Below are 26347 nucleotides of genomic sequence, written 5' to 3' on the forward strand. Positions count from 1 at the left end.
AGAATTTACCATGAGAAGAAAACTGTTCACCGTACTTATGGCACTTCTGTTGACAGTAACGTCACTGGCCGGCTGCGCTTCAACGATATCGGGCACTCCCGGGAGCGCAAGTCCGGACCCCTCGGGCACGGCGGTTTCCGGCGATACGCCGAAAACCATCACGATTGCGGAAGGCTCGAACTTTGTAGGCGGGTTTGCCTCTATTTATGGCCCCGACCAGGGAGGCAGCTCCTTGTCGTATTATCATTACGTGGGCAACTTTTATGAGTCGCTGGTCAACTACGACAACGGTGAAATCAAGCCCGGTCTGGCCGAAAGCTGGAAGATTTCTGACGACGGGCTGGTCTATACCTTTAACCTGCGCAAGGGCGTCAAGTTCTCCGACGGCACCGACTTTAACGCGGAAGTCGTGAAGCTGAATCTGCAGAATTTCAGCACCGTTATGGGGAAGGGCGCCGTCAACTACGGCCTCTTGAACAGCCTGATCAAGGACGTCGTCGCGGTCAGCGACGATGTACTCGAGATCCATCTGACCCAGCCCTACTATGCGGCATTGACCAACCTGGCCATGGTGATGCCCCGCGGTATCATGGCCGTCTCCGCCTACAACGAGGACGGCACGCTTTCGGAAGCCGTCAAAGCCGGCACCCTGGGAACGGGGCCCTATATGTATACGGGCGACAACAAAAACGATCTGGAATACACTTTTGTCCGCAATCCCTATTATTCCGGTGAAAAGCCGCAGGTGGATGGGTTTACCGTAAAAGTGATTCCCGATAACGAGGCCAAGGTGCTGGCGCTGCGCAACGGCGAGGTCGACCTGATTGCGGGCTCGGACAATATATCCTATAGCTCGTATATCCAGCTTGACGCGGAGGAGCAGTATACCGGAAAGGTGTCCGGGACACACATTTTGACCGAATTTCTGGCAGTGAATCCGGAAGCCGCCCCCTTTGACGACATCAAGGTCCGCCAGGCCGTCAACCAGGCGCTCAACAAGCAGAGCATCGCCAAGGATCTGTTCGGCGGGTTGAAGACCGCGGCGGATACCATTATGGACACGGCTCTGCCCTACTGCGATATTTCCGTCACGCCCTATGCGTATGACGCGGCGAAGGCAAAAGGCCTGCTGGAGGAGGCGGGCTGGGTGGACAGCGACGGCGACGGCGTACGCGAGAAGAACGGTACGCCCCTTGCTGTGGAACTGAAATATGTCACCAATGACACCAACGACAAGGCGATGCTGGCCATCCAGCAGAACCTCAGCGAGATCGGCATGAAGGTGACGCTGGCCGGCATGGATCTGATGGCGTTTTTCAGCATCTACAACGGAGACAGCTACGCCATGGCTTATTTTGAAAGCTATGGAATCCTGTACGATCCGTTCACCTTCGTTTCCAACATGAATCCGAACCTGGATTACACCAAGGCCTCCTATTCAACCGACCCGATGGTGTCCAAAGCGTTGTCCAATTTGAGTTACGACGAGGCCTATGAGCTCACCGGCGGATTGCTGAGCCTGGCCAGTGACGATAAGATCACGGAAAGATTCCATTATCTGCTGGAAAAGGCACATGAAAACGGCGTACTGGTCCCCGTGACCTACCGAAATGAACTGGCGGTCTTCAGCAGCAAGACCATTTCCGACTATACCTTTTTCGGACAACCCGCACAGGTAAATGTCGCGGGCGTCAAGATAAAATAAAGTGTCAATATTATTGAAGAACAGTCTGGCGTATCCGAAAAGAAGAATAGTCGCAAAGCTAAAGCCGATTCTATAAAACAGTAAAAATCTCAATTACCAACAAATCATCAGCATCATCCTATATCTGGCGATCCTCTCGTAAAGCAAAAACCTCGCAGCCGCTCTGGCCGCGAGGTTTTCATGGTGACCCCCAAATAAGCCTATTACAGAATAAAAGGGTATAAGAAAGGAAATTTATCTTAAATTAATCTTTATTCTTATAGTATACTCTCTATAGGAGATGAAGCTTGTGTTCAATATTTTGGTTGTGGAAGACGACAAAAATACTCGTACGCTTATGAATGCAGTACTCAAAGCAAACGGTTATTTGCCATTTTGGCCGTTGATGGCAAAGAAGCTTTAGAAATATTAAATAGGCAACATATAGACTTAATAATTACTGATATAATGATGCCAAATATGAACGGTTATGAACTTACAAAAGAGCTGCGGGATTGTAATTATACAATCCCAATTCTAATGGTAACAGTTAACATGCTTCCTGAAGAAAAACGGCAAGGATTCCTGGTAGGCACTGATGACTACATGACAAAGCCGGTAGATGAAATTGAAATGCTTCTTCGTATAAAAGCATTACTCCGCCGTGCACAAATTGTAAACAGTCATAAATTGACTATTGGTGATGTCGTACTCGATTACGATTCGTTAACTGTGCGCCGCAGCGAGGACATCCAGATACTGCCGCCAAAGGAGTTCTATCTTCTTTACAAATTACTCTCATATCCAGGTAAAATATTTACTCGGAACCAGCTGATGGATGAAATATGGGGCTATGAAACTGATAGCCGTGATACTACAGTAAATGTACATGTTAACCATCTTCGCAATCGATTTGATACTTATCCTGAATTCGAAATAGTAACTATACGCGGTCTAGGTTATAAGGTGGTAAAAAAAGTTGATTAAGAATATTCTTTCAAAGATTACTTCTAAATTCTTGCACCTCAGCTTAATGATTATTTTTTGCATTTACGCCTTCATTTTACTGCTCGTATCCGTAGGTATTATTGCAGTTTTAAGCTTAGTATTAACAAAAGCCGAAATTATACCCCCAGGGTTTTATCAAAAGCCCGTGAAAATAATTGTTTGCTTATTCGTATTGAGCTTTCTTATCAGTCTTTTTTCAATATTACTGGGCAGTAGAGCTCCGATAAAATGTTCGTATCGTCTGTTTTCCTCTTACGGAATACACTTAAACCGCAATATTACTTTGAACAAATCTCCGTCAACAGTCAATTCCAATTTCCCGTTCTGAAGCTCCGTCAGGCTCTTTGAAATTGAAAGTCCCAGACCGTTTCCGTCGGTATTTCTGGCGCTGTCGCCGCGTACAAACCGTTCCATCAGCTCGTCGGTTGAAATATCAAGCGGGTATTTCGAAGTGTTTTTAAAGGAAATGACCGCATCATCGTTTACTTTCTCAACGTTCAGATATACACGCGTGCCGCTCTGGGCATATTTGCAGATATTGTTCATGAGGTTGTCAAACACACGCCAAAGGCGACGTCCATCTGCCATGATTTTGATTGGGTTTTCAGGCTGCTTCGTAATAAGCTCCAAATCGTTCTCCCGCAGGCGCTGTTCGTATTCCCCCGCCGTTTGCGTCAGCAGAACTCCAGCCTCGCAGGGGGCAAGCAGAACGTCTATATTGCCGGTAGATGCTTTCGAGGCCTCGACCAAATCTTCAATCAGCTTTTTAAGGCGCTCGGATTGCCGAAAAAGAACTTTGGCGTATTCCGCCACTTTTTTATTCTCCGTCTGCTCTTTGCAAATGAGGTCTGAGTAGTTGATGATTGAAGTGAGCGGCGTCTTGATATCGTGCGAAACGTTAGTGATGAGCTCGGTCTTAAATCGTTCGCTTTTAAGCCGGTCGTCGACCGCGCGCGTCATCCCGAGCGCGATGCTGTTGAGATTTTCGCCGTGCCGTTTAAAGTCCCAAAGCATCCGCTTCGTATCAACCTGATAAGAAAGGTCGCCCTGAGCGAGGGCCTGACCGCCCTTTTGGAGCCTGCGCAGGATGATTGCCAGATACAAGGCGACCGGAATGAGCAGCATTTTTTCAAGGAACCAGAGTATCAGCAAATTGTCAGTCTCGTAGAAACAAACAATAATGCCGAATAGCTCTATCCCGGAGATTATAATAGTTAGCAGCGCAGTTTTCCAAATAAGGGGCAAATTGTGCATTAGCGATACGAAAGCCCGGCCTATGGCTTTGCATATACGGATTATCAGACGAATAAGCCAACAAATAACGGTAGTTTTCCACCAGCCGCCAAGCTTGATGCGCGCTGCAAAACTCATACAGTAAGCGGTAAAAGCGACCAGCGCACCTACAAGTCCAGCGGCAAGAGCTGCAATTGCATAGACATCGTCGTATACACCAATATCTCTATAAAGGAAATACGCCACATAAACTGCAAGGACAAGAATGCCGGTAAGTAAATCAAATGGGATTGCAAGTCCGATGCCTGTAATAGCCTCCCGCCCGACACGATGGCCCGCACTGCACATGAGGAAGATAAAGCTTGCTATGGTAAGTATCAGCGCCAGAATGCCGATGGGATAAATCCAGTATCGAAGCGCAAAGCCAGAGCTTACAAGCGAATTGATAAAGGAATATTCATTTTGCTTTTGGAATGTGTCGTCAAGATATATACGGATTATATACGTTCCCGCCGGAATCCGCGCGTCCTCGGTAGTGTCGACATTGTATTCAAATGCGAATTGCCAATCCGTCTGAGCTCCGTCATAGTTGCTCCAAAGCTCAGAGCCATCCTTTGATAAAACCTCGGCAGAAATATTGTCCCTTTCACAGTATTTTTGAGCGGCTTGGGCGTCGCCGATTTTCAAATAGTGCAGAACTGAGCCGGCCGCGCTTTGTGCTGGTCCCGAAAAATACCCTTCTTTGATTTCAGCGATGCTTCTCGTATAGAAATTCTCCTGAACAAAAAGTGATCCGGCAAAAACGGAACCGACAGCCGTGCAGGCCATGATAATCAACAGAAAAAACGCAATAGTTTTCGCGAGAAAATAATGCGTCCATTGTTTTATTTTCATTCTCGTGCTCCTCTCTCAATTTTATATCCCTGTCCCCATACGACCTTGAGATATCGCGGCTCCGCAGGGCTGATTTCCAGCTTTTCTCTCAGGTGCCGAATATGGACGGCTACTGTGCTTTCGCTCCCCAACGGCGCGTCCTGCCATACCCGTTTATAAATCTCTTTAGGTGAAAAAACCTGGTTCGGATGCTCCATGAACAGTTTCAAAATATCGTATTCTGTTGGCGTCAGCGAAACAGGTTCGCCGTCCACTGTCACTTTCTTTGCCTTGTCGTCCAACTCAATACCTCCAATGCAAAACGTCTTGGGCTTCGCTGTGCCGCCGCCGAGCTGCATATAACGGCGCAGTTGAGATTTCACCCGTGCTGCGACTTCAACCGGATTAAACGGCTTCGTAATATAGTCGTCCGCGCCAACGTTAAGTCCAAGGACCTTGTCGGTATCTTCCCCTTTTGCGGTCAGCAGAATCACCGGCACGTTGCTTTGCTCTCTGATTTTGACCATAGCGGAAATGCCATCCATTTGGGGCATCATGATGTCCATCAGAATCAAGTGAACATCGTGGCGGGACATAATATTCAAGGCTTCTTTGCCATTGCTGGCTTCAAGCAGGGTATACCCGGAATCCGCAAGATAAATTTTAAGTGCATTAACAATGTCCTTTTCGTCATCGCAAATCAGAATATTGTACATATCTACCCTCCTCGACCTTTATCATAACTGAATCCATCTTAACAAAATACTGGTCAACTGTTTAAGAATTATTTAAGAAGCTCGCACTTCATTCAATTTTGGCTTTTTGTTCTCCGATGGACCTGGGAATTGATTTTACAGTGACTTAATAATAGGTATAAACAAAGGTGTGATTTCAAATCACACCTTTGTTGCCAAAATCAGCAAACCTTATTTTTAACGGGTTAATCAAACAATATCTCTCAAGATTCTATTGAACTCTGAAAATGATGAATAAGATTGGCATCTTCCCCCAAAAGGAAAGCCTCCCAATTCTTCATTACTTTATCTTCGGCCCAATCGTTGTCATTATAACCCGTAAATTTTCTCTCCCAGAATTGCGACTGAAACACGATGATTATATCTGCATCCCAATTGTAGGCGGACTTGAGTAGTTGTGTCGAATTATAGCCTAAAACCGAAAAGGCTTCATCAATCACAATCAGAAGATTATTGTCTCGCTTATAATGGCACAGATAATCGTATATAGCTTTATCATCACTATAATTCTTGGCAGACCACTTTAAAAAAACCCTGTCTGTATCCGAAAAGTCGAGCCCTTCTTTCGAGAACTGAATAACTTTTACATTGTCTCCGATTTCCAAATATGCTTTATCGTCTCTGTTCGCGGCATAAATGACCCGCCCCGGGTAATTCTTTATGGCGGGGGTAATGCGCAAGCGAGTTTCTTCCGACCTAACAGGCTCAATGAATATTTGTTTCACTATATAATCTCCCAATAGGTATATTCTCATAACTAATTATATCACTGTGTGTCTCCGTATAAAACAAAGCAGGATCAGTGATGATCCTAATACTTTACTATAGGGCAAAGTACATGCCTTATTGATGCACGCCGAACGCCTTGATGGCAATTTCAGATCGTCTGTGGATTACTACGGCTAGAAGATGACGCCATACAGACGCCAGAATGTTACGATCGCCTGTTCACGAGTGAGCTGACCCATGGGATCAAAGGTGCTGGCACTGATGCCATTCATAACGCCCAGCTCATAGATATACTGGACATCTGCGATCGCCCAGTCGGCTATGATACCGACATCCGTATAATTTTCTTCAAACTCGGCTGCCTTCTGATTTATCATAATGCCTCCACCGTAAGTAAGGTATGCTCTGAATAGCATAACGGCTGCCTCCTGCCGCGAAACCAGGCCGTCAGGGTCAAAGGTACCATCCCCTTTACCCTGCACAGTACCCAAAAGATAGGCGCAATTAACATAATAGTCATTTGTGTCTGTAAATACATTCTCCCGATAAGCGGGATGAACACCGTTTTGGTCGTATCTTTCCGAACACCAGCTATCGATCAGTTGATCCACGGTCATTTTCTGAGTCGCCGCGATAAGCTCCACCGCCATCTTGCAGAATTCTCCGCGCGTGATGTCTTCCCTGTACAAATCCTGCAGCTCGTTCGGCACAAAGCCTTTGCTGATTGCAGCGCTTACATCGCTCTGCGCCCATTCCGAGGGTGTCGACGCAGGGAGTGTTGCGGCTGAAGCGGGCGCAGCAACAGAAAAAAGAACAAATAGTGACAGGATTAAAGATGAAATTATTCTTATATTTTTCATGTTCATCAAAAACCTCCGAGATTTCAAATTGTAATATTTATGTTACTATATATACCCAATGAATACAATCACGCACTTCAAACCAAATACTGGGTAATGCATCATCGATTACTTATCGGCTCTGTTATGATCTGAAATTCTGATCTGCATAGAATAGCCTCCTAGCTCAATTCAAGCCAGGAGGCGTTCTGCTATCATATTTCGATTTCCGATACCACATCATTTTCCTTGCTTATGCGTTTTGTCAAACACGTAACAGCACAACGGCTCACTGTTACTGCATGTTGAGGTAATCCAGCACACGACCGTCCGGCGTCATCAAGCTTATCTGCGCTTCCGTCTTCGGAAGGTCATCCCTCTTGAGCATTATAACCTGGTAGCCGGTATCGGCGGGGGCTGCAATTACTGCCACCTTGCTGCCCAGCACCTTAACGCTCTTAATCCTGGAGTTGAAAATTATGATGCCGATGTTATCTGGGTTTGGGCTGTAATTCAGGTTTTCTTTATCAAGGCCGAGATCGACGTAAAACGGATAGCTCGTAGCAGCGCCTATCGGCATCTCAAATATCATATGCTTGGCAACCTCCTCTCTTGTTGAGGCGTCGGGGAACTGCTCTTTATACAGGGGATCATCCCAGGCCGAGGAATATGTCGGCCTTGCGAAATCCTGGTTTTCCGTTATGAGCGTATAAGATATGGATTGACCTTTGCTCAATAATGAATCGTCGTATCTCCATGTCTTTCCGTAATCCTCGCTTGTCATATAGATCGTGCTCATATCGTCGCCCTTTCTCAACGATATGGGCCACAACCCCTCATTGCCTGAAAAAACAGGCGACATTGGAGTTTTGTAATAGCCATCAAACTGACCCGGCATTTTCATATCGAATTTCGCCCAGGTCTTTCCCTGGTCCTGCGTCCAATAGATCGTCGGTCCGACAGCGTCGTCGACGCGGAAGCCAATAAAGCCGATATCCTTCGATGAAAAGCCGGCACCGGTCATATTACGTGAGTGCAGGTCGTTTGGGTTGCCTGTCTCCTTCCATGTTTTACCGCCGTCAGACGTCAGATAAACAAAGTTTTTCGAGGTCCCCAGGGCCGAGCCCGGGCTTGCCACCAGATAACCATCGTCTTGTGTTATAAAACCTATGAACTTTGCTGCTCTGCTGTTATCCGAATTATCAACCGCGTACGTATTCCAGGTTGCGCCCTTATCATCGCTGACAAGCACCTGAATCGGCTCGTTGTCGCCTCCGTAAGCGATGGCCGTCTTCTGAGCCGAAACATAAAAGCCCGTATCAGGCATCTCCAGACCGGGTTTATATAGCTCGCTTACATTTAAGGTGAGGGGGGCTTTCACCATTGTCTCGTCATTGTATGTAAGAATGACGTTCCCTTGCCCGTCAAGCACGTAGGTGTTTCCGGCATTATACGACATTACCGGTTCGCCGGCTGCATTAATCGCATTAACGGTACCCGGCGCGAACGATGCCTGATCGAACCAATTTGACACTGAAGGTTTGCCCTGTTCATTGCATGCGACCAGCGTGCCGGATGCAAAAATTACGAGCGCCGACAAACATAGTGCGACTTTGCCCTTGCTTTTCCTGCTCGTATTCAGAATATTAGCAAATCGTTTTTTCATAGAGTTTTTCCCTCCCGAGAAACCGGTAGAAAACGTGTTGTTCTTTATATTTTGGGCCTGAACCGTCGCCAAAACAGCCTCGCAGTACTGAAGGCGAAAATTCAAATCCCTCTTGCCGATGACAGCTTCGTCGCAGGATGCCTCCATGTCGGACTCCGCTGTGCGAACCATGAGCCAAACGAGCGGGTTAAACCAGTGCACGGCCCGTACAAGCCTTAAAAGTAGCTTGTACCATATATCAAATCGCCGGCAATGCATCAACTCGTGCCGAATCACAGCGGACAAGGTCGTATCGTCATAGTCCTCACGCGGAAGCAGGATAGCCGGCCTGAAAAAGCCAGTCATCATCGGAGTCTGAATCTTTTTACAGACCATGAAGGAGATATTTTGGGAAATATCCATTTCATGGCGAAGCTCATGCCATATGTCCAGAGTTTGTCCCTGAGTGATGGGGCGGCACCAGCGAAGTACGGACTTTCTGAATAGAATATAGCTGTGGAATAGATATGTAATAGAAATGAGCATCCCTGAAAGCCAGATGATCACCAAAACATCGACCGGCGATATGCTTTGTCCCCGTACGGACTGCTGGTTATCTGCTGCAATCTGAGGCAAAATCACCTGCGCATCCTCAGTATCCGCTGTTCCCGCTGGCGGCTCCTGAATAGCGCCGACCCCGGCAGGCAACTCGTCGGCGGAGGATGTAAAGGCAGAGGATTGATATGCTGACACATGCTGCGGTACAGAAATTGATAACGGCACTGACGGTAAGGATATATTGACAGGAACAAGCAACCTTACCGCTATCATGGCCCATAATATGTGCCGCCATTGCGCGGCGAACTTCATATTCAGCAGCGGAAAAAGTAGCATGAGAACGGCGGTCACGGCAGACATTGTCAAAGATATCTCCAGTATGTTGAAGAGAAGGCGTTCAGGCATTTGTCCCTCTCTTTCTGTGCTCGTCGAGGAATACCCGAAGCTCATTTATGTCACGGTCATCAATCGCCTTGCCGCTATAAAGGGTAGCGACGAAATTTTTCAACGAATTGCCATACAGCTTTTCAAGCATGGTTTTGCTTTCAAATTCGAGGTACTCCTGTTCGCTGACCGCCGCACTGTATATGTTCATCTTTCCCGCGCCTTGACGAGCAACAGCAACGAAGCCTCGATCGATCAATCGGGCAAGTAAATTCAACACAGTGCTGACCGCCCAATCTTTCTTGCCCTTCAACTGCTCGTCAATATACGACCGCTGAACGGGCTTTCCGGCCTCCCATAAAATCAGCATAATTTCCAGTTCCGCGTCAGGTAACCGCCTTAATGAATCATGCATTGCATCACAACCTTTTACAAACGTAGTAACAAGATGAAGCTATTCTACATTTGTCGTAGGCCGTTGTCAAAGGTAAATATACCCATAAAATAGTCGACCCCCGGTTCAATCAGGCCAGGAGGCGGTGCTCGTATCAGGCTTTCTCACTGAAGCTGAAGTCGATTCACTCATAACGGCTGTTGAGAATATTTAAAGAAGAAAGAAAAAAACGGAAAAAACCTCGCAGCCACTCTGGCCGCGAGGTTATCCAATGAAGTCTTCTGATCTGAGGTGAAGCATATGCGAACAGAACAAGAGATGTTTAACCTAATCCTCTCCATCGCAAACGCAGACGAAGGTATCCGTGCGGTCTACATGAAGGGTTCACGGGCAAATCCGATCGTCGCCAAAGATAAATATCAGGCCGTCACCAAGGACGCCAGTCGCCACCTCAAGCAAGGCGCTCCCGGGCAAGAGAACTATGAAAGAACGAGTTTTTAAGCTACAGTACCTTCTATTTCTTCCTCTGAGAGGTCCTGGGACGAGGCTGCGCCGTAATAAGCATTTAAATACATCTGCTTGATCTCGCTGATGAGAGGATAACGCGGATTCGCACCGGTGCACTGATCATCAAAGGCCTGCTCGGCCATGTCGTCGAGGCGTTTTAAGAACTCCTTCTCATTAATTCCGTAATCCCGGATGGTTTTTTTGATGCCGCATTTTTCTTTCAGCTCATCTAAAGCGCCGATCAGGTTTTCTAGCTTTTCCACGTCATTTTTTCCCTTGATACCGAGGTAGTCGGCAATCTCAGCGTAGCGGGCCAGCGTATGCGGGTGGCCATACTGCGGGAAGGTGCCCATCTTTGCCGGGACCTCCGAGGCGTTAAAGCGGAGCGCCTCATCGATCATCAGCGCGTTGGCGATGCCGTGAGGCAGATGGTAGAACGCACCCAGCTTATGCGCCATGGAATGGCAAACGCCGAGGAATGCATTGGCGAAAGCCATACCGGCCATCGTCGCGGCGTTGGCCATTTTTTCGCGGGCAGCGGGATCGGCAGGGCCGTTTTCATACGCTCTCGGCAGATATTCAAACAGAATTTTGAGCGCGCGGAGCGCCAGGCCGTCGGTATAGTCGGTGGCCAGCATAGAGGCGTAAGCCTCCAGGGCATGGGTGACGGCGTCGATGCCGGAGGCGCTTGTCAGACTTTTTGGGGCGTCCATCATCATGTCGGCGTCGATGACGGCCATATCAGGCATAAGCTCGTAATCGGCCAGCGGATACTTGACACCCGTCTTCTCGTCGGTGATGACGGCGAAGGGCGTCACCTCGCTGCCTGTGCCGGCTGTCGTGGGAATGGCAATGAAGTAGGCCTTTTCCCCCATTTTCGGGAAAGTGTACACGCGCTTTCTGATATCGGCAAAACGCATTGCCATATCCATAAAATCGGCTTCCGGATGCTCATACATGACCCACATGATTTTAGCGGCGTCCATGGCCGAACCGCCACCGACGGCAATAATGCAATCGGGCTGGAAAGCAGCCATCCTGGCGGCCCCATCCTGCGCGCAGGCAAGGGATGGGTCGGGCGCCACGTCGAAGAAGGTGGCGTGGCGGATACCCATCTCGTCGAGCTTATCCGTCACAGGCTTCGTATAGCCGTTGCGGTAGAGGAAGGTATCCGTGACGATAAACGCTTTCTTTTTCCCCAAGACCGTTTTCAGCTCGTCAAGGGCGACGGGCAGACAGCCTTTTTTGATGTACACCTTGTCGGGGCTGCGAAACCAAAGCATATTCTCTCTTCTTTCAGCAATGGTTTTTATATTCAGCAGGTGCCTGACGCCGACGTTTTCGGAAACGGAGTTACCGCCCCAGGACCCGCAGCCCAGTGTGAGGGAGGGAGCCAGCTTAAAGTTGTACAAATCGCCGATACCGCCTTGGGAAGAAGGCGTGTTAATGAGTATGCGGCATGTTTTCATACGTGTAGCGAATTCGTCCAGCTTCTTCCCCTCGGAAACGGCATTGAGATATATCGCGGAGGTATGGCCAAACCCGCCGTCGGCCACAAGGCGTTCCGCTTTATCGAGCGCTTCCGCAAATGTCCGCGCCTTATACATAGCAAGAACGGGGGATAACTTTTCGTGGGCAAATTCTTCCGACAATTCCACACTCTCAACTTCGCCTATGAGTATTTTTGTCTGCTCAGGAACTGTGACACCGGCAAGTGTGGCAATCTTATATGCCGTCTGGCCGACGATATTGGCGTTTAGTGCGCCGTTAATAATGATGATTTTCCTGATCTTTTCGGTTTCGGCGGGATTTAAAAAGTAGCAGCCCCTGTCGGAGAATTCCTTTTTGACCTTGCCGTAAACCTTATCCAGGACGATGACCGCCTGTTCCGAGGCACAGATCATGCCGTTATCGAAGGTTTTCGAATGAATGACGGAGCTCACGGCCAGCACGATGTCGGCCGATTCGTCAATGATCGCCGGCGTGTTTCCGGAGCCGACGCCGACAGCCGGCTTGCCACTTGAGTAAGCGGCCTTCACCATAGCCGGTCCGCCCGTCGCCAGGATCAGATCCGCCTGTTTCATGACCTCGTTTGACAGCTCAAGGGACGGGACGTCGATCCAACCGATGATGTCTTCCGGCGCGCCGGCCGCCACGGCGGCCTCCAGTACGGTCTTTGCGGCAGCGATCGTGCTGTTTTTTGCGCGCGGGTGCGGGCTGATGATGATGCCGTTGCGCGTCTTCAGTGCGAGCAGCGTTTTGAAAATCGCCGTCGACGTGGGGTTTGTCGTCGGGATCACCGCGGCGATGACGCCGACAGGTTCGGCGATTTTCTTAATGCCGTAGGCCATATCTTCCTCGATGACACCGCATGTTTTCGTGTCGTTGTATGCATTGTAGATGTATTCGGAGGCATAGTGGTTTTTGATGACTTTATCTTCAACGACACCCATGCCTGTTTCTTCCACGGCGAGCTTGGCAAGCCCGATACGTTGCTTATTGGCGGCCATTGCTGCCGCATGAAAGATTTTATCGACATGGTCCTGCGTATACGCAGCATACGTGGTTTGGGCCGCCCTGGTTCTGGCTAGGACATCCTGCAGTTTTGACAGGCTGTCGACAGTTCCATATTTTTTGTTATTCATCATAGACGCTCCTTATACTGTTTACCCCTGCTTTTATACGAGCCTTTTATTTGCCCGGAGGGGGTTGACTACCTTCCTTCAATGCCATTATACTTGAACATTTAACCCCCGGTCAACAATATTGTTAATATTATAAATAAGTTTGTTAATTAATTAACATCCAGAAACATATTGACTTGCTTGCTTTGTGAAAAATAACGGCTGTTTTGTTATCTATGGACACCGATTATCTAGGAGCCAGATATGATTTGCCGAAACGGAAAATGTAAAAAAGAAATTGAAGACACGCCGTTTTGTCCATGTGGTACGAAACATCTTTCTGGTATTTTTAGTCATTAAATTATACCAGAAGCAGAAAAAAGCAGGGGTAAGTACATTCTAGTACTTACCCCTGCTTTTTCTCGGGCTGTCTTTCGATACAGCCCCCTTTGAGCTTATTTTAACGTTTATCTCTGGAAGCGGAGTTAGAGAGGCCCCGGCCGCTTTTCTTGAATGTATTGCCGTACACGTTCCCGCTCTTCGGCGGCTTTTCGGATACAAACCGCCATTATCCGCCTTAGGGAACCGGAACTTGCTCTGACGCCCCGGCCGCTCGCTTATATATAGGCTTCGCTTTTTCTCTCGCTGCGAGCAGCGTCGTATACGTTGCTTTGAGCAGTTCGAAGCTCACATCTTTTTTCATATACGGCCTAATTATATCTGCGACATAAGGGAAGAGCAGCTTTCGGTCTCCATCGAAATCTATGAGAAACAGCAAGTGCGGCTCTTCCTCATACTCCTCTCTGGCCGAAAGGATATATGCCTCACATACCTCGGGGCGGCGGCTCAGCGCCCGCGCAAGCGCTTCGGGGAGCTTGGGCGGGTAATCGCGGGTATCCTCAAATATCATTTTCTCCGTGTGATCAACACGATTCACGGTCATTTCCGTCGTCGCCCGGCGTATCATCTGGAGATTTTCCCGCCGCAGGATTATCTGCCTGCCGAACGGATTTATGACGATACCGCCGAGCCTGGCGTCATCTACTACAGTATTGCTTAACATGCTGAAGGAAATGTTTGCTTCTCCGCCCGTGGGGAATATCCATTTCCCGTAATCCTCCCGCGAGGTGAACGCCGGGATAAAGTTCCCGCCTTTCTGATCGCTCAGGATCGACAAGCCTTTTCCCTCGGCATGGCGGGGGACCAGCATGGCTGACTTCAGCAGAGTCTGGCAAAAGCATAGGAACTTGGCGCTATTCGGGTTTGACTGCAGCTCTTCATAACGGCGAAAAAGCTCATCGCCCGGGTTGGTGAATTTTTGTTCCACAAATACCTCCGGTTATAAAAAGTTTTTTATATACATGGGGAAGGGCCGGGTAATCGCGGTGCTGCCCAGCCCTTCCACGTTTACTTTACAAAGTCTTCGACAACCGCTGCAGGATTGTCACGACCTCGGCACGGCTGGCGTTGCCGTCCGGTACGAGCGTGTTCGCCGTCCTGCCTGTTATAAGGCCCTCGGCGAAGGCCCAGCCCATGGCGTCCCGCGCCCAATCCGAGATCTTGGACGCGTCGCCGAACGCGCCTAAGTCCACGGTTTTGGAAACGTTCAAGCCCTTCTTTTCAGCGTAGCGCATCAGGATCGCGGCTATCTGTTCGCGCGTTATATTGTCGTTTGTGCCGAACAGGCCGCCGTAGCCGGTGACGATGCCGTTCTCGTTCGCCCATAGGACGGCGTTCGTGTACCACTGTCCGCTCGCAACGTCGCTGAACAGGTTCTGCACCGTGACGGCCGGCTCTCCCGCATAGCGGTACAGCGCCGTCACCAGCATCGCGCGCGTCATGGAATCGTTCGGAGAGAATTTATCCGCCGTCGTCCCGTTCATCAGCTTGTTTTCATATGCGTACCTGACCGCGTTATAGAACCAATCCGTATCCTTTACATCTGTAAACGGGAGATCGACCGCTTTCGCGCCAATGAAGAACACGGAGAAGTGGTTCGCCGTGAATACAAAGCCCCCGAGGGTTTTGTTGTATTTCGCGCCTTTCATTTCCGTAACCGCGCCATCGTCGGCAAGATAGTAAACCTTCAGATTATCAGTGTTTTCGTCTGCTTTCGGCGTGTAAGGCAGGACCACGGTAACCAAGCCCGCGCCAAAATCCGTTACTTTTTTGTCTCCGACTTTGAGAGTGAATTCAAACACCGGGTTGTCTCCGGCAACCGCCTTTTGTCCGGTCGTCAGGGAATCTTTGCTCAGTCGCCCGGCGGTAAATATGGCCTCCTGCGTGCTTGTCATACCCGCAACCGCCGCTTTGATTGCCGCGGCATCAAAGGTCACGGTGGATATGCCGGTCTTCACGGTGAGTAAAATATTCGCGTTCGCTATCGCATTTGCCGCTTCTGCCTTGAGCCTGACCTCAACTGTGCTGGCGGTGCCGTTTGGCTCGATATCTAAAACAAGCTCTCCGGCAGCGTTCGGATCGCTCTCCTTAGCTTTATCCACGGCTTTCTTGATTTCATCGATAGTGTCCCGGATGGTCGCGGTGTCGACGGTTGCCGATGCCTTACCACCTGTGACGGCCGGCTTGGATTCGATGACGCGATTAATGGTTTCCCGTCCGGTATCGCTTCCGCTCCCGGGACTGTCGGGGCGTCCGCCCATATAGCCGCCGATGTCTTTACCTAAATCGCGTGTATACAGCCACTCGACATAATCACCCTCAGAGACAGGCTCAAGCGCGGCTGAATGTCCGGGGAATTCGGTTTTGCCACTATGCGTGACTCTGAACATCCATCCACTGTCAGGTCCCTCGTCAAACTCGCCCAATACGTCAATGGTCTTGACATACACGCCGTACTGCGTATTCAGGTTCGCGTCGATATCCCTGCCTGTTTTTACAAGCAGACTGTACGCCGTTTCTCCGGGTTCTATCTCAATTTTCGTTTTTGGACAGCTTGTAAAGGGCAGCTTGCTAACGGTCGTACCGCCTATAGGCCCCGCAATACTTATATACGCCGTTTTCGTATGGGGTGTTGTGCCGGAACCCGGATTTGTAGCCTTTACAACTACATTGAATACTTTCTCGTACTCTTCCGAAGCGTTTAAACTGACCTTTGCCGTTAGCTTCACTTTGATATCATCGCTCACGTTCCTCGTGACATTGCCATCGAGATCGATAGTCGGAAGCTTATCCGAGTACCACGTAACCGTGGTGCCGAAAAGTCCGGCTTTAGGCATGGAAATATTACCTGTGACATTGCCGGAAGCGTCGACAGCTCCTCCGACTACCAACGCCTGCGCCGCGTCATAGGCCAGATGATCGTCGAGCGCCATCCCGGATGGAAGCGTGCCTGTATCCGCGCAGTATTTGAATGTCAGTTCCGCGCCTTCCTCCGGTTTGCCGCTTAAATCGACCACGAGCGTCTGTCCGTCATAGCAGTACCAGGCGCCGTTTCCGGACGCTTTAAGTCCGCCGATCTCCGTGACCGCGCCGCCACTCGCCGTCTGGCTGAAGCTGTTTTCTCGCGCCGCCTGCTGCAGGAGTTGCAAATAGGTGCCGTCGCTGTTTACAAAAACAGTGTCAAGAATCGTCTCACGCGCTGCGTCGCCATGCACCTGAACGGATATCGACCCCGCCGGCTTGAGATTTTTCAGAGCGTCGCGCAGGGTAAAGTACGCCTCGCCGTAACCGTAGTCCGCGTCCTTGAATTTTGCGGCCGCAGTATAAGCCGCCTTGAGCTCCGCGAAAGTTTTCGCCGTGTAGGCCCTGCCGTCGCTCTCAGCCTTGGGTTCCGCCTCCGCTAAAAGTGCGGCGAGCTTATCTTTGGTCGCGCCGACGCCTGTCCATACGTTTTCGCCGTAATACAGGTCGCCGAAGGTGATGACCGGCTGCGTACTGTACGGAGGGGGCGCATCCTTAAAAACATGGTTGTAGATCGCGTCAACGATACCCGTGCCGTCCGGCTGCAGCCATTCCGAATCATTTTGCAGGTCGAAGCCCATCACACCGGCATTGTTGAGGGACACGCTTCCCAGCAGGAAGCAGCCGTTGCTCACCCAATATATGTAGCCGGCGGTATCGGGATTCACGACGATCAACCCATAATCATCGTTGTCCGGGTCTGTTATAATTTTAGAAATGGTGCTTGTTTTAAACCTGTTCAGATATTGGTCAAAGAATGCGGGATTTTCACGATAGTGCGTGCCTATCGGAACCATCGCCCAGCCCGCCAGATCAATCCCATAGGCAAACGAGTTTAACTGGCCGCATAGCTTGCCACCGACAGAGTTCTGTACATTGCCGTCCTTGCCGAAAAACAATTCCGGGGTCATCGCGCCGGTAGCGTCAAGCGCCATGGCGAGGAAAATCGGTTCTCCGTAACCGCCCCAGTTCAATTCGCCGGTAGCCTCGTAATTCTTGTAGATATACCCCATCATAGCGGAGACGTAATTAACACCCTGATAATTATAGGGGTTGTCCCCCTGCGCCAGGATCTGCAATATGACCGCGCCGTAGTCGGTGCCCGCCCACCCCAGTGTCTTCTTGTGATTTCTGACATTATAGGTATTGAAATTATACTTGTCATAATCGTCGCGCAATATCGCTTTTGCCGCCCAGGCCTCCCAATAGGCCCCGGTCAGGTTCCTGTGTGTGTTGTAGTATTCGCGCGCCTGATAGACCGCCTGGGTGACGATATCATCCGCCGCGACTATTTTCCCAACGGTAACCTCAAAGGTTTTCGTACCGGCGCCCTCGCTGCCATAAGTCAAATCAGCGGTTAGCGTCACCTTTTGTTCCGACTCATTTTTAGTGACGATACCGCTGTCGCTGATTATAGTTGAATTGGATGTTGACCATGAAATAGCGCTCCCGTTATCACCTGTATCCGGCAATGTAAAGTCCCCGGTCACGAAAAGCGGGATCGTCAGCGCCCTGATATCGGCGTTTACAATCATTTGCTCGCCCAAAACGGCGGGCAGCACGGTCACGTAGAAGTCCTTTGATTCCGCCGCGCCGCCATAAGCCGCGGTAGCCGTCAGCTTTACGGTAATCTCCTGTTCCCCCGCCGACAGGCTTACGACCGCGCCTGTATCGGAGTTGACAGCCTCTTCGTTGGAGGACGTCCACGCGATGGCGCTGCCGTACTGTCCTTTTGACGGAAGCGTCAGATTTGACGACGCCGTTTCCGGCAGGCTGATCGCGTCCAGATCCCAAAGCACGGTATCCATGTCGCTCAAATCCGCGTCAAAGGTCAGCGTCGCCATGATGGCGCTGCCTCTGATGTAATCGCCCAGCGCGATCGCGGCCCTGGCGGTCGACGCGGAGGCATACGAATCCCCTTGTGTAGAAAACTGCTTATATGTGCCATTTGCAATACGGCAGGCATCCAGTTTATCCAGCAAGCCCAGCTCTTCGATTTTATCCTGCTGTCCGGCTGCCACCAGCGCGGAAATATACATACCCAAATACTCGCTATAGGTGCTGAAGCGGGTTTTTACGTTATTTATATTCGTAGCACTCACAGTGCCTGTGATATTCTCACCCATAAACATTTTTTCAAGCGTGAACAGCAGTCCGTCCATTTCGCGCCTGGCCACGTCCTTGAGCGGCTCCGGGTCCCCCGCGCCGACAGTGACGATTGTGTCGTCATCCAGCCATCTGGACAGCAGCGCGACGCAGACCGACTGAACGAGTATTCTGGGAGCAATTGGGGGCATACCTGAAATGTTATAGGTATTTGAGGGCTCAAAAAAGCGGCCTCCATCAATAATCCAGGTTGTTCCGTTTGGAGCCCTGCTGTCTGTGAATTTGCTTAAAAACGCCTCTATCGCGGCGGTGCGGTTCTGCCTGCCGGTGTCGCCGTCCTTTGCCCAATAGGCGCCTCCATAGTACATCTCAAGCGCGAGTATGGCGTACAGATCGGTGGACCCCGCCCCGATTCCGGTCAGTGTGTTAGCGGGGTCAGCTTGTGTTGTATAGCGAAATGTGCCGTCCTCTTTCAGCGTGTCAAAGAGCGCGGCAATCGCATCATGCGGCAAAGCGGAGCCGGTGTTCATGGATATCATCTTGAAGGTGCGCGGATTTTGCCCCATCGCCATCATATCAATGGCGGCCAGCGCATCGGCAGCTCCGGTTGAGCCACCAGAAGCAGTATAAGCTGAGAATGTGCTGGCCCTGCTGTCCTTTTCATCATATGGCGTGGCGAAAGTGGCGCCTCCCACGCTTTCGTCGCCCGTGAGGGAGCGTATGCCGAGCGCACTGAGCGGATGTGTCAATCCCGCCTTTTTATAAAACTCTATGAGGCTGTCCGCGTTCTCCTCCGGCGCGGCGGCCGCCAGCGCCGACGGCAGCACGGAGAACAACAGCAAAAACGCCAGCACAACAGACAAAGCTCTTTGTCCGATTTTTTTCATTTTAGTTTCCTTCCTTTTTCAGAGGTAAAAGGCATATCTGGAAATTGATAGATGTCCCACTAAACGGCTATTTTTCAACTATACCCCGTCAATATTTCTTGAACTAAAAACAATTAATCTTGCAAAATGATGTATTACAGGCTGAAAACCAGCTCGTCACTGGTCAATTTACCGATTTCCCAAAACGCTCTTAGTCCATAGGACAGGGCGGCAAAGCAGCCCTGTCCTATGGACTTGATACCGTCTGATCTTTTATTTGCCGGTATCAATATGCTTGACTTGTGCCTTAGTTAACTGAGCTGCCATAAAAGCACATAGGGGCTTACATCAAAGACGATTTCCATGTCGTCCTCCAGCGTAAAGCTGGTAGCGTATGCGTCAATCTCCTTGAGCACCCCGCCCTGCGTAATAGCGATGTTCCAGCCGGTTCCCGCATATACAGCATAGTTCACGCCGTCTACTGTGACGATTCCGTTCACCACATCATATTCTACGCCCTCTACTGTGACCTTTTCGGGCGTATAGTAATTAAGCTCCTGCGGGTAGACATTGCTGATGTAGGCGCCGGGATCGCCAGCTACCGGATACGCGTCCCATCCGGCTGCTATTTCATTATCATAGCCAATCCCATTCTCAAGAAACGCCACTAATATAGCGTCCAAAGCATTCGCCTCTCCGTCATGGGGACTGGGTACGTCATACGGGAGATAGAACATATCCTGTAACCCGGCGTCAACCCACTCTTGAACGTATTCTATGTCGAGATCGAAGTCCCCGATGTAGAAATTGGCATTTGTAAAGCCGTTGCCCGTATAGACGTTGGTGGATTTGAGGATACCGTCTTCGCCCGGGGCTGTATCGCTGGTGAAATTGCCGTATGTAATCGATACCGAAACCGTTCCGGTCTGCGCCGGGGCCGCGAACGCGGTAGCGGAGAAGCTGAGCACCATGACCAGCACTAATGCGAGGGATAGAAACCTTTTTTTAGCTTTCATCGTTGGTCCTTTCCTCCTGCGTATTTATCGCAGGATAACACAATATCATTCCGTCCGGCCCCGCTATTGCAAACGCGCGTCCGGACGACTGCCGCGCGCTTGAGCCGTATGTACTCGTCCTGGGAAAACCATTGTCGGGCATCACCCCCTCCTGATTTCCCCTGCCCGCCCATGTTCAGCGATTGGGTAGGCAAAGGCATTTCAGTGTCCGGGTATTTCCACCCGGATTTGCTGGGTAGTTCAGTGCGCACTAAACTCCGTTACCCTGTTTTAAGTGGGGGCTTGACCACTATATCCACTCAATCTGCCGGGGGTTTTCCCGCGGCCGGATTGTGAATACCTGATTTCCGCCGATCCGCCTGATAGGAAATGAAAATGCGTATGCAATACCAAGCATGGCCCATCTCCCGGCCGCGCACTCATAGGAGCAGGCACGCCGGAAAAACAATAACGGCCGTGATAACCTGAACAAAAAGGTTATCACGGCCGTATTCCCATGATTATTTCAACCATAAACACAACCTATGCATAAAGCAAAGCTATGCTTATGTATAACACTCCAGCTCGTCTTCCGACTTACGCAATTCCAGAAACCCGTCAGGGCCCCAACGTCTATACCTCAGCCTTCCCGGTACCGCTTACGCGGGGACCAGTGACCGGCTTTCGCCACGAGATATAGCCTCAATACGCTCACGGTGCCAATGTTTGGCATTTCAGCCGCCCACGTCCCGGATTTTCACCGGCTTCCATTTCACCACTCGCACGGCGTCACCATGACGTGGGCGCACATGCTCGCGCAAAGAGTGTCATAATATTCAATTATTTCCCTGCTTTAATACTAAAACCACTTCATAATAAAGGCAACAGTTTTTAGAAAAAAAGAAAATAATTAGCTAATTCTATAATTTATCGTTCAACTTTCCACGTAATACCAGCAAACATGACAATAAGCAAGCTGGGAAAAAAGGTGCCTTTCTTTTTCGCTAAGTGTAGGCAGTTTTCCTGTTCCGGCATCATATCACCTCCGTTTTTCACGCCTCGTTTATGGTACGAGCTTTAAACCAAACGGTCCGTCACTCGGGAATTCTTCATATTACTCGAGGGCAATTTGGAGCTGGTGGGCGGATTCAAGCCGCCGACCTGCTGATTGCAAATCGTCAGATCCGGGCGCTCGAGTCCCCGGCGGTTCTCTGTCCTCGCCTCCACCAGACCATACTTGACCTTGATACGGTCGAGCTTTTCGAGCATCGGGCGGGAGAGGAACCACAGGAAAACGACGGTGGCCGCCGCGTGGACGAGATCAAACGGGAAGCCCTGAATATAGGCGGCCAGAAACATCGGCCACGTGGGATGGTCGTTGTACATGATGACAACGGACGGGTTCATCAGCCCGCCGTAAAAAACGATCACGGCCAGCCCCCCAAAGATGCACAGCGGCAGGCGGCTGCGGCGCAGAACGCCTTTCCGGAACAGAACCCCCGCCAAAAAGCCGATGAGACCCATGGCGAACATCTGCCACGGCGTCCACGGCCCCTGCCCATAGAGCATGTTCGAAACCAGCATCGTAACGGCGCCCACGAGAAAGCCGCTTTCGCCCCCGAACGCCACGCCGGCGATGATCACCATCGCCGCCACAGGCTTAAACTGCGGCAGCATGAAAAACGCCGCCCGGCCGGCCACGCCCAGGGCGCACAGGACGGCGATCACCACCAGCTCCCTCGCCTGCGGCCGGCGCCCCTCAAAGAGGAAAAAGAACGGCAGCATCGTCTCTATGACGATAAGCAGCGAAATGAAATAATACTTCCGGTCGCCCAGCCAGAGCACACCAACAAAAATCGTCAGCGGTACGGCGACGAGGATCATCGCGGCAGCGGCGGCGGTGCGCCTTGACAACCGCCGCTGCCCGACGGGGACCTGCTCGTTGTCGATCGGCTTCTCGCCCCGGCGGTTGATGGCCGCCGACAGGATGGCGGCAACGGCGAGGAGAACGATGTACAGCCCCATCCTGTTTTGTCCCGTGAGCCACGGGATGTCCGGCTCCGACAGGGCGATATACGCCAGGACAAGCAGCGCGGCGCCCGAAATACCGGCCAGGACCTTCCGCCATAACGGCAGCTTTTCAAGCGTCTCCACGGGCGGCGCCGTCTCCGGCGCCGGCAGCGGAGCGTCATCCTCCGGCAGCGGCGGGGGCGGCGGGACAGCCCCGCCGCAGGCGATGATGACGTCCTCCGCCGTCACGGCGCTCGGCAGCAGATGACGCGCCATACGGCTGGAGGTCGTCGTGTAAAAGCTGTTGCCTGAGAAAAACGCGTGCGGGTCGGCCTCGGTGACGATGGCGCCGTCAAAGAACAGCGCGCAGCGGTGGGCGTGGCGCGCACAGAACTCGACGTCGTGACTGACCATGACGACGGCGACGTCCCGGCGCAGGAGGCTTTGCAGGATTTCCGCGAAAACCTGCTTGAATTCCGCGTCCAGCCCTTTCGTCGGCTCGTCCAGCAGCAATATTTTCGGGTCCAGCAGCAAAACCTTCGCCAGCGCCGCCCGCTGCTGCTCCCCGCCGGAAAGGTCATAGGGGTGCCGCTCCAGGAGCTCCTCCAGCCGGCACAGACGGACCACATAGGCCAGGCGCCTGTCCTGATCACCCGTTGAGAGCTTCCGGCCCTTTAAAATCTCCCGCAAATCCTCCCGCACCGTCTTCTTGACAAAAAGCGCCTGGGGATTCTGAGGCAGGACGCCGAGGAGCCCGTCAAACAGCGCGCCCCTCATTTCAAGCGCTTGCCCCTCGAACAGCACCCTGCCGCGGTATGGCCTGTTGATGCCGGAGAGGACGGACAGCGCCGTCGTTTTGCCGGTGCCGTTTCCCCCGAGGATGGCAAGCAGCTCACCCCGGTACGCTTTGAACGACAGGCCCCGCAGCACGTCCGGCGCGTCCTTTTCGTACTTGAACCACACGTCGTCCAGCGCAGCGGCGGGCATGCCGTCCCGTCCTCTGCCCGGTATCGCCGGAAAAACTTCTTTAAGCGGATGCGCCCTGGCGTAGCTGTCCAGCCATAACCGCCCCTCGCGCACCGTTACAGGGCATTTTTGATCATTCGGCACAGCGGCGTAAATGCGCATCGGCGTCGGCATGGCCAGGAACATCCCGTGGCCCCGCCCGCGCAGGCTCTCGCCGACCTCCGCCGGTGCGCCGTCGCAAAGAATTTTGCCGCAGTCCATGACAAGCACCCGGTCGCTCATGGGGAAAACCTCCTCCAGCCGGTGCTCCGTCATGATGACGGTCGTGCCCAGCTCTCGGTTGATCTTCCAAACCGTGGCGAGAAAGTCTGCCGCCGCGATAGGGTCCAGCTGGCTCGTGGGCTCGTCGAGAATCAGCACTGACGGCTGCATGGCCATGATGGACGCCAGATTGAGAAGCTGCTTTTGTCCGCCGGACAGCTCCGTCACGTTCTTGTAGAACCATGTCTGGATGCCGAAGAAGCTCGACATTTCGGCAACGCGCCCCCGGATCGTCGGGGTATCGCAGCCCAGGCTCTCCAGCCCGAAGGCCAGCTCGTGCCACACCTTGTCCGTCACGATCTGGTTGTCCGGGTTCTGCTGCACAAAGCCGATACGCGCGCTCTGCTCCCGTTGGTCAAGCGCCGTCAGCGGCCGGCCTTCAAAGAGTATTTCGCCGCCCAAGGTCCCGTGCGGGGCCAGCGCGGTTTTAAGCTGGCGCAGCAGCGTCGATTTCCCGCAGCCCGACGGACCCGCCAGAACAGCAAATTCGCCCTGCCTGACGGTGAAGGTCATGCCGTCCAGAGCTTTTTTTGCCTGCTCCGGATAGGAAAAGGTCAGGCCGCGGATTGTATAGCTGTCCATTTCTTGTCCTCCGTGATGTTGATGACGACCGGCGTAATGCACAGCGCCAAATAGGCGAGGAAAACGCTCAGGGGAAACGCGCCCGGGCCGACCCCCTTCATCGTCGGGTAATACCGCCATTTCAGGCCGCCGGCCAGGGCGCCGGCAACGACGCAGGCGCCGCACAGCAGCAGAAAGAGGAGCGCCGCCCGGTCCCGCTTGTCGAACCGGTAGATGGAAAACGCCGTGCGCCCAGGCAGGCCGTAGCCCCGGCTCTTCATGCTGTCCGCCGTCTCGATGGCGTTCTCCAGCACCCATGTGATCATGATGGACAGAATCGTCAGGCCGTTTTTCGCCCGCCGGAGGATACCCCCATTGGATGCGTCGCGCCCCACGCACTTCTGCGCGTTGGAAACGACCTTGATCTGCGCTTTAAACTTCGGCACAAAGCGCAGCGTCATGGACAGCAGCAGCGACATGGCCGGGATGACGCGCCCGAAGAGATACACAAATTTGTCCGACGTCATCACAGCGTTGTAGCAGGAAAACCACACGATCACGGCCACGAGCATGGCGGCCATGGCGATACCGTAGGTGATCGACTCCAGCGTCAGCGGGTTGCCGCCGGGCAGATACGCCAGTATCGTGCCCCCCTCATGGCTGAAGGCCGGGTTGACGAGCGCCGCGAGCACGAACATCGGCAGCATGACAAGAAGATTGAAGCGCACGGCCTTCCGCCCATTTAAGTAAACCGAATACGCTATGGCGCACGAAAGCGATATACCGAGGCATACAGGGTGCGTAAACACCATCGAGAAAACAAGCACAAACCCGAAATACAGAAAGTTGATCAGCGGATGATAGCTGGAGAACGCATCTTTGTTAGCCATGCCGCCTCACGATCCCGTGGAGTAGTATCCGCCCACGTCGATACCGAGGTCACAGGTGTAAACCCACTCGATCACATCGCCGTCTTTAAGCTGGTACCTGCTGCACCCGTAATTCGGGAACCAGTCGTTGACCTTGTACATCCAGCCGGACAGCTCTCCCACGTCGAATTCGTACAGGTTGTTGATCCCCTCGATGTAGGCCGAGTTGTACATGGGTGTGTTTTCGAATTCCATCTGGATTTTGGCCTTTTTCATTTCCCGCTGGAGGACGTTGAAGACGCTCTCCCCCTCGTAGAAGGTCACCTTTGTCGCCGGGAAGATCACGCCGTCCGGGGGCACCAGCTCATGCTTTTCCTGATCGAGCCAGGACATGTTGTCAAGGATGGTATCGCATCGGACCGACAGGGTGCAGGTATATGCCATGTCTGTGATCCTGGCGTCCTGCGGCTCGACGGGGACCGGTTTGCCGGAGGGAACCGGGTCTGTCTGGTACTTGTCTTTGCCTGTCGAGGGATCGAGCTGCATGCCCTGCCCCTCGGAGTACCCGGTGTCCCCCTTTTGAACGCCCGCGGAGGATTTGTCGCCCGCGATTTCCGCCGCGAGGGCCAGCTTTTCGTCCGCCGACAGCGCATGGCCGCTGCCGGCCCCCGGCGCGGCGGACGCGCCCCCCGAAGGCGACGGCCGGGCCGGGCTCGGCGATGGGGACGGCTTGGCGGACGGCTCCGAAGACGCCCCGGGCGGGGACACAGACGGCGAAACGGTTTCGGACGGCGATACGGCCGAGGCCGGGGTTTCCGGCGCGGCACTCCCGTCAGGCGGTGCGGCGGCGGCCAGGGAGATGGACGGCGCGGCAGCCTCCCAGCCTCTCAGACCCGGCGCGTTTCCGCCGTACCAGAACGCGAACACCAGAACGCAGACGGCAAGAACCGGAATAATGATTTTCCATTGATGTCTTTTTAAAAAGTCCTTCATTTTGTGC

The 26347-nt window shown here is 52.1% G+C and carries 15 protein-coding genes and 1 pseudogene; 3 read left to right on the top strand and 13 right to left on the bottom strand.

All coding sequences use genetic code 11. The features are described 5' to 3' along the window. Positions 1-10 precede the first annotated feature (10 nt). On the top strand, positions 11-1705 hold the full coding sequence (locus tag BUB60_RS13820; RefSeq protein WP_073080169.1) for an ABC transporter substrate-binding protein: 1695 nt from the start codon (positions 11-13) through the stop codon (positions 1703-1705). Positions 1706-1994: 289 nt separating this feature from the next. After that, positions 1995-2671, top strand: a pseudogene (locus tag BUB60_RS13825) (response regulator transcription factor). A 273-nt stretch (positions 2672-2944) separates the two neighbouring features. On the opposite strand, the gene BUB60_RS13830 reads toward BUB60_RS13825, so the two are convergent. From BUB60_RS13830 to BUB60_RS13855, 6 genes are all read right to left on the bottom strand, one after another. Then, on the bottom strand, positions 2945-4819 hold the full coding sequence (locus BUB60_RS13830; RefSeq protein ID WP_073080170.1) for a sensor histidine kinase: 1875 nt from the start codon (positions 4817-4819) through the stop codon (positions 2945-2947). Further along, on the bottom strand, positions 4816-5514 hold the full coding sequence (locus tag BUB60_RS13835) for a response regulator transcription factor (RefSeq protein WP_073080171.1): 699 nt from the start codon (positions 5512-5514) through the stop codon (positions 4816-4818). Before BUB60_RS13835 ends, BUB60_RS13830 begins: the two co-directional genes overlap by 4 nt. 242 nt (positions 5515-5756) lie before the next feature. Further along, positions 5757-6278, bottom strand: coding sequence for a hypothetical protein (locus BUB60_RS13840; protein ID WP_143162363.1), 522 nt, complete (start codon positions 6276-6278; stop codon positions 5757-5759). Between the two features lie 177 nt (positions 6279-6455). Beyond that, positions 6456-7148, bottom strand: a complete 693-nt coding sequence (locus BUB60_RS13845; protein ID WP_073080175.1) for an S-layer homology domain-containing protein — start codon at positions 7146-7148, stop codon at positions 6456-6458. A 268-nt stretch (positions 7149-7416) separates the two neighbouring features. After that, positions 7417-9729 carry a M56 family metallopeptidase gene (locus BUB60_RS13850; RefSeq protein ID WP_073080177.1) on the bottom strand — a complete coding sequence of 771 codons (2313 nt, stop codon included), beginning with the start codon at positions 9727-9729 and terminating at the stop codon, positions 7417-7419. Then, the gene (locus tag BUB60_RS13855; protein ID WP_073080179.1) at positions 9722-10123 is read right to left on the bottom strand and encodes a BlaI/MecI/CopY family transcriptional regulator; all 402 of its coding nucleotides are present in this window, start codon (positions 10121-10123) and stop codon (positions 9722-9724) included. Before BUB60_RS13855 ends, BUB60_RS13850 begins: the two co-directional genes overlap by 8 nt. Before the next feature lie 279 nt (positions 10124-10402). Here BUB60_RS13855 and BUB60_RS20820 point away from each other — a divergent pair, with 279 nt between their 5' ends. Continuing rightward, positions 10403-10603 carry an aminoglycoside 6-adenylyltransferase gene (locus BUB60_RS20820; RefSeq protein WP_084726497.1) on the top strand — a complete coding sequence of 67 codons (201 nt, stop codon included), beginning with the start codon at positions 10403-10405 and terminating at the stop codon, positions 10601-10603. Here the strand turns inward: BUB60_RS20820 and adhE are convergent. The 7 genes from adhE to BUB60_RS13895 form a co-directional block, all read right to left on the bottom strand. After that, entirely contained in the window at positions 10600-13254 is a 2655-nt protein-coding gene (gene adhE, locus BUB60_RS13865; protein ID WP_073080181.1) for a bifunctional acetaldehyde-CoA/alcohol dehydrogenase, read from the bottom strand. The two genes, BUB60_RS20820 and adhE, sit on opposite strands and share 4 nt — an antisense overlap. A 556-nt stretch (positions 13255-13810) precedes the next feature. Next, positions 13811-14410 carry an enhanced serine sensitivity protein SseB C-terminal domain-containing protein gene (locus BUB60_RS13870; protein WP_479725499.1) on the bottom strand — a complete coding sequence of 200 codons (600 nt, stop codon included), beginning with the start codon at positions 14408-14410 and terminating at the stop codon, positions 13811-13813. 235 nt (positions 14411-14645) lie between these two features. Next, the gene (locus BUB60_RS13875) at positions 14646-19646 is read right to left on the bottom strand and encodes an immunoglobulin-like domain-containing protein (RefSeq protein ID WP_073080186.1); all 5001 of its coding nucleotides are present in this window, start codon (positions 19644-19646) and stop codon (positions 14646-14648) included. 290 nt (positions 19647-19936) lie between these two features. Continuing rightward, the gene (locus tag BUB60_RS13880) at positions 19937-20641 is read right to left on the bottom strand and encodes a hypothetical protein (protein ID WP_073080188.1); all 705 of its coding nucleotides are present in this window, start codon (positions 20639-20641) and stop codon (positions 19937-19939) included. A 1056-nt stretch (positions 20642-21697) separates the two neighbouring features. Further along, complete coding sequence (locus tag BUB60_RS13885) at positions 21698-24499, bottom strand: ECF transporter S component (protein ID WP_073080190.1); 2802 nt, start codon at positions 24497-24499, stop codon at positions 21698-21700. Continuing rightward, entirely contained in the window at positions 24472-25368 is an 897-nt protein-coding gene (locus tag BUB60_RS13890; protein WP_073080192.1) for an energy-coupling factor transporter transmembrane component T, read from the bottom strand. Before BUB60_RS13890 ends, BUB60_RS13885 begins: the two co-directional genes overlap by 28 nt. 6 nt (positions 25369-25374) lie before the next feature. Continuing rightward, positions 25375-26340, bottom strand: coding sequence for a DUF4430 domain-containing protein (locus BUB60_RS13895; RefSeq protein ID WP_073080195.1), 966 nt, complete (start codon positions 26338-26340; stop codon positions 25375-25377). Between the last annotated feature and the right edge of the window lie 7 nt (positions 26341-26347).

Source organism: Sporobacter termitidis DSM 10068 (assembly GCF_900130065.1).
Lineage (GTDB): Bacteria > Bacillota > Clostridia > Oscillospirales > Oscillospiraceae > Sporobacter > Sporobacter termitidis.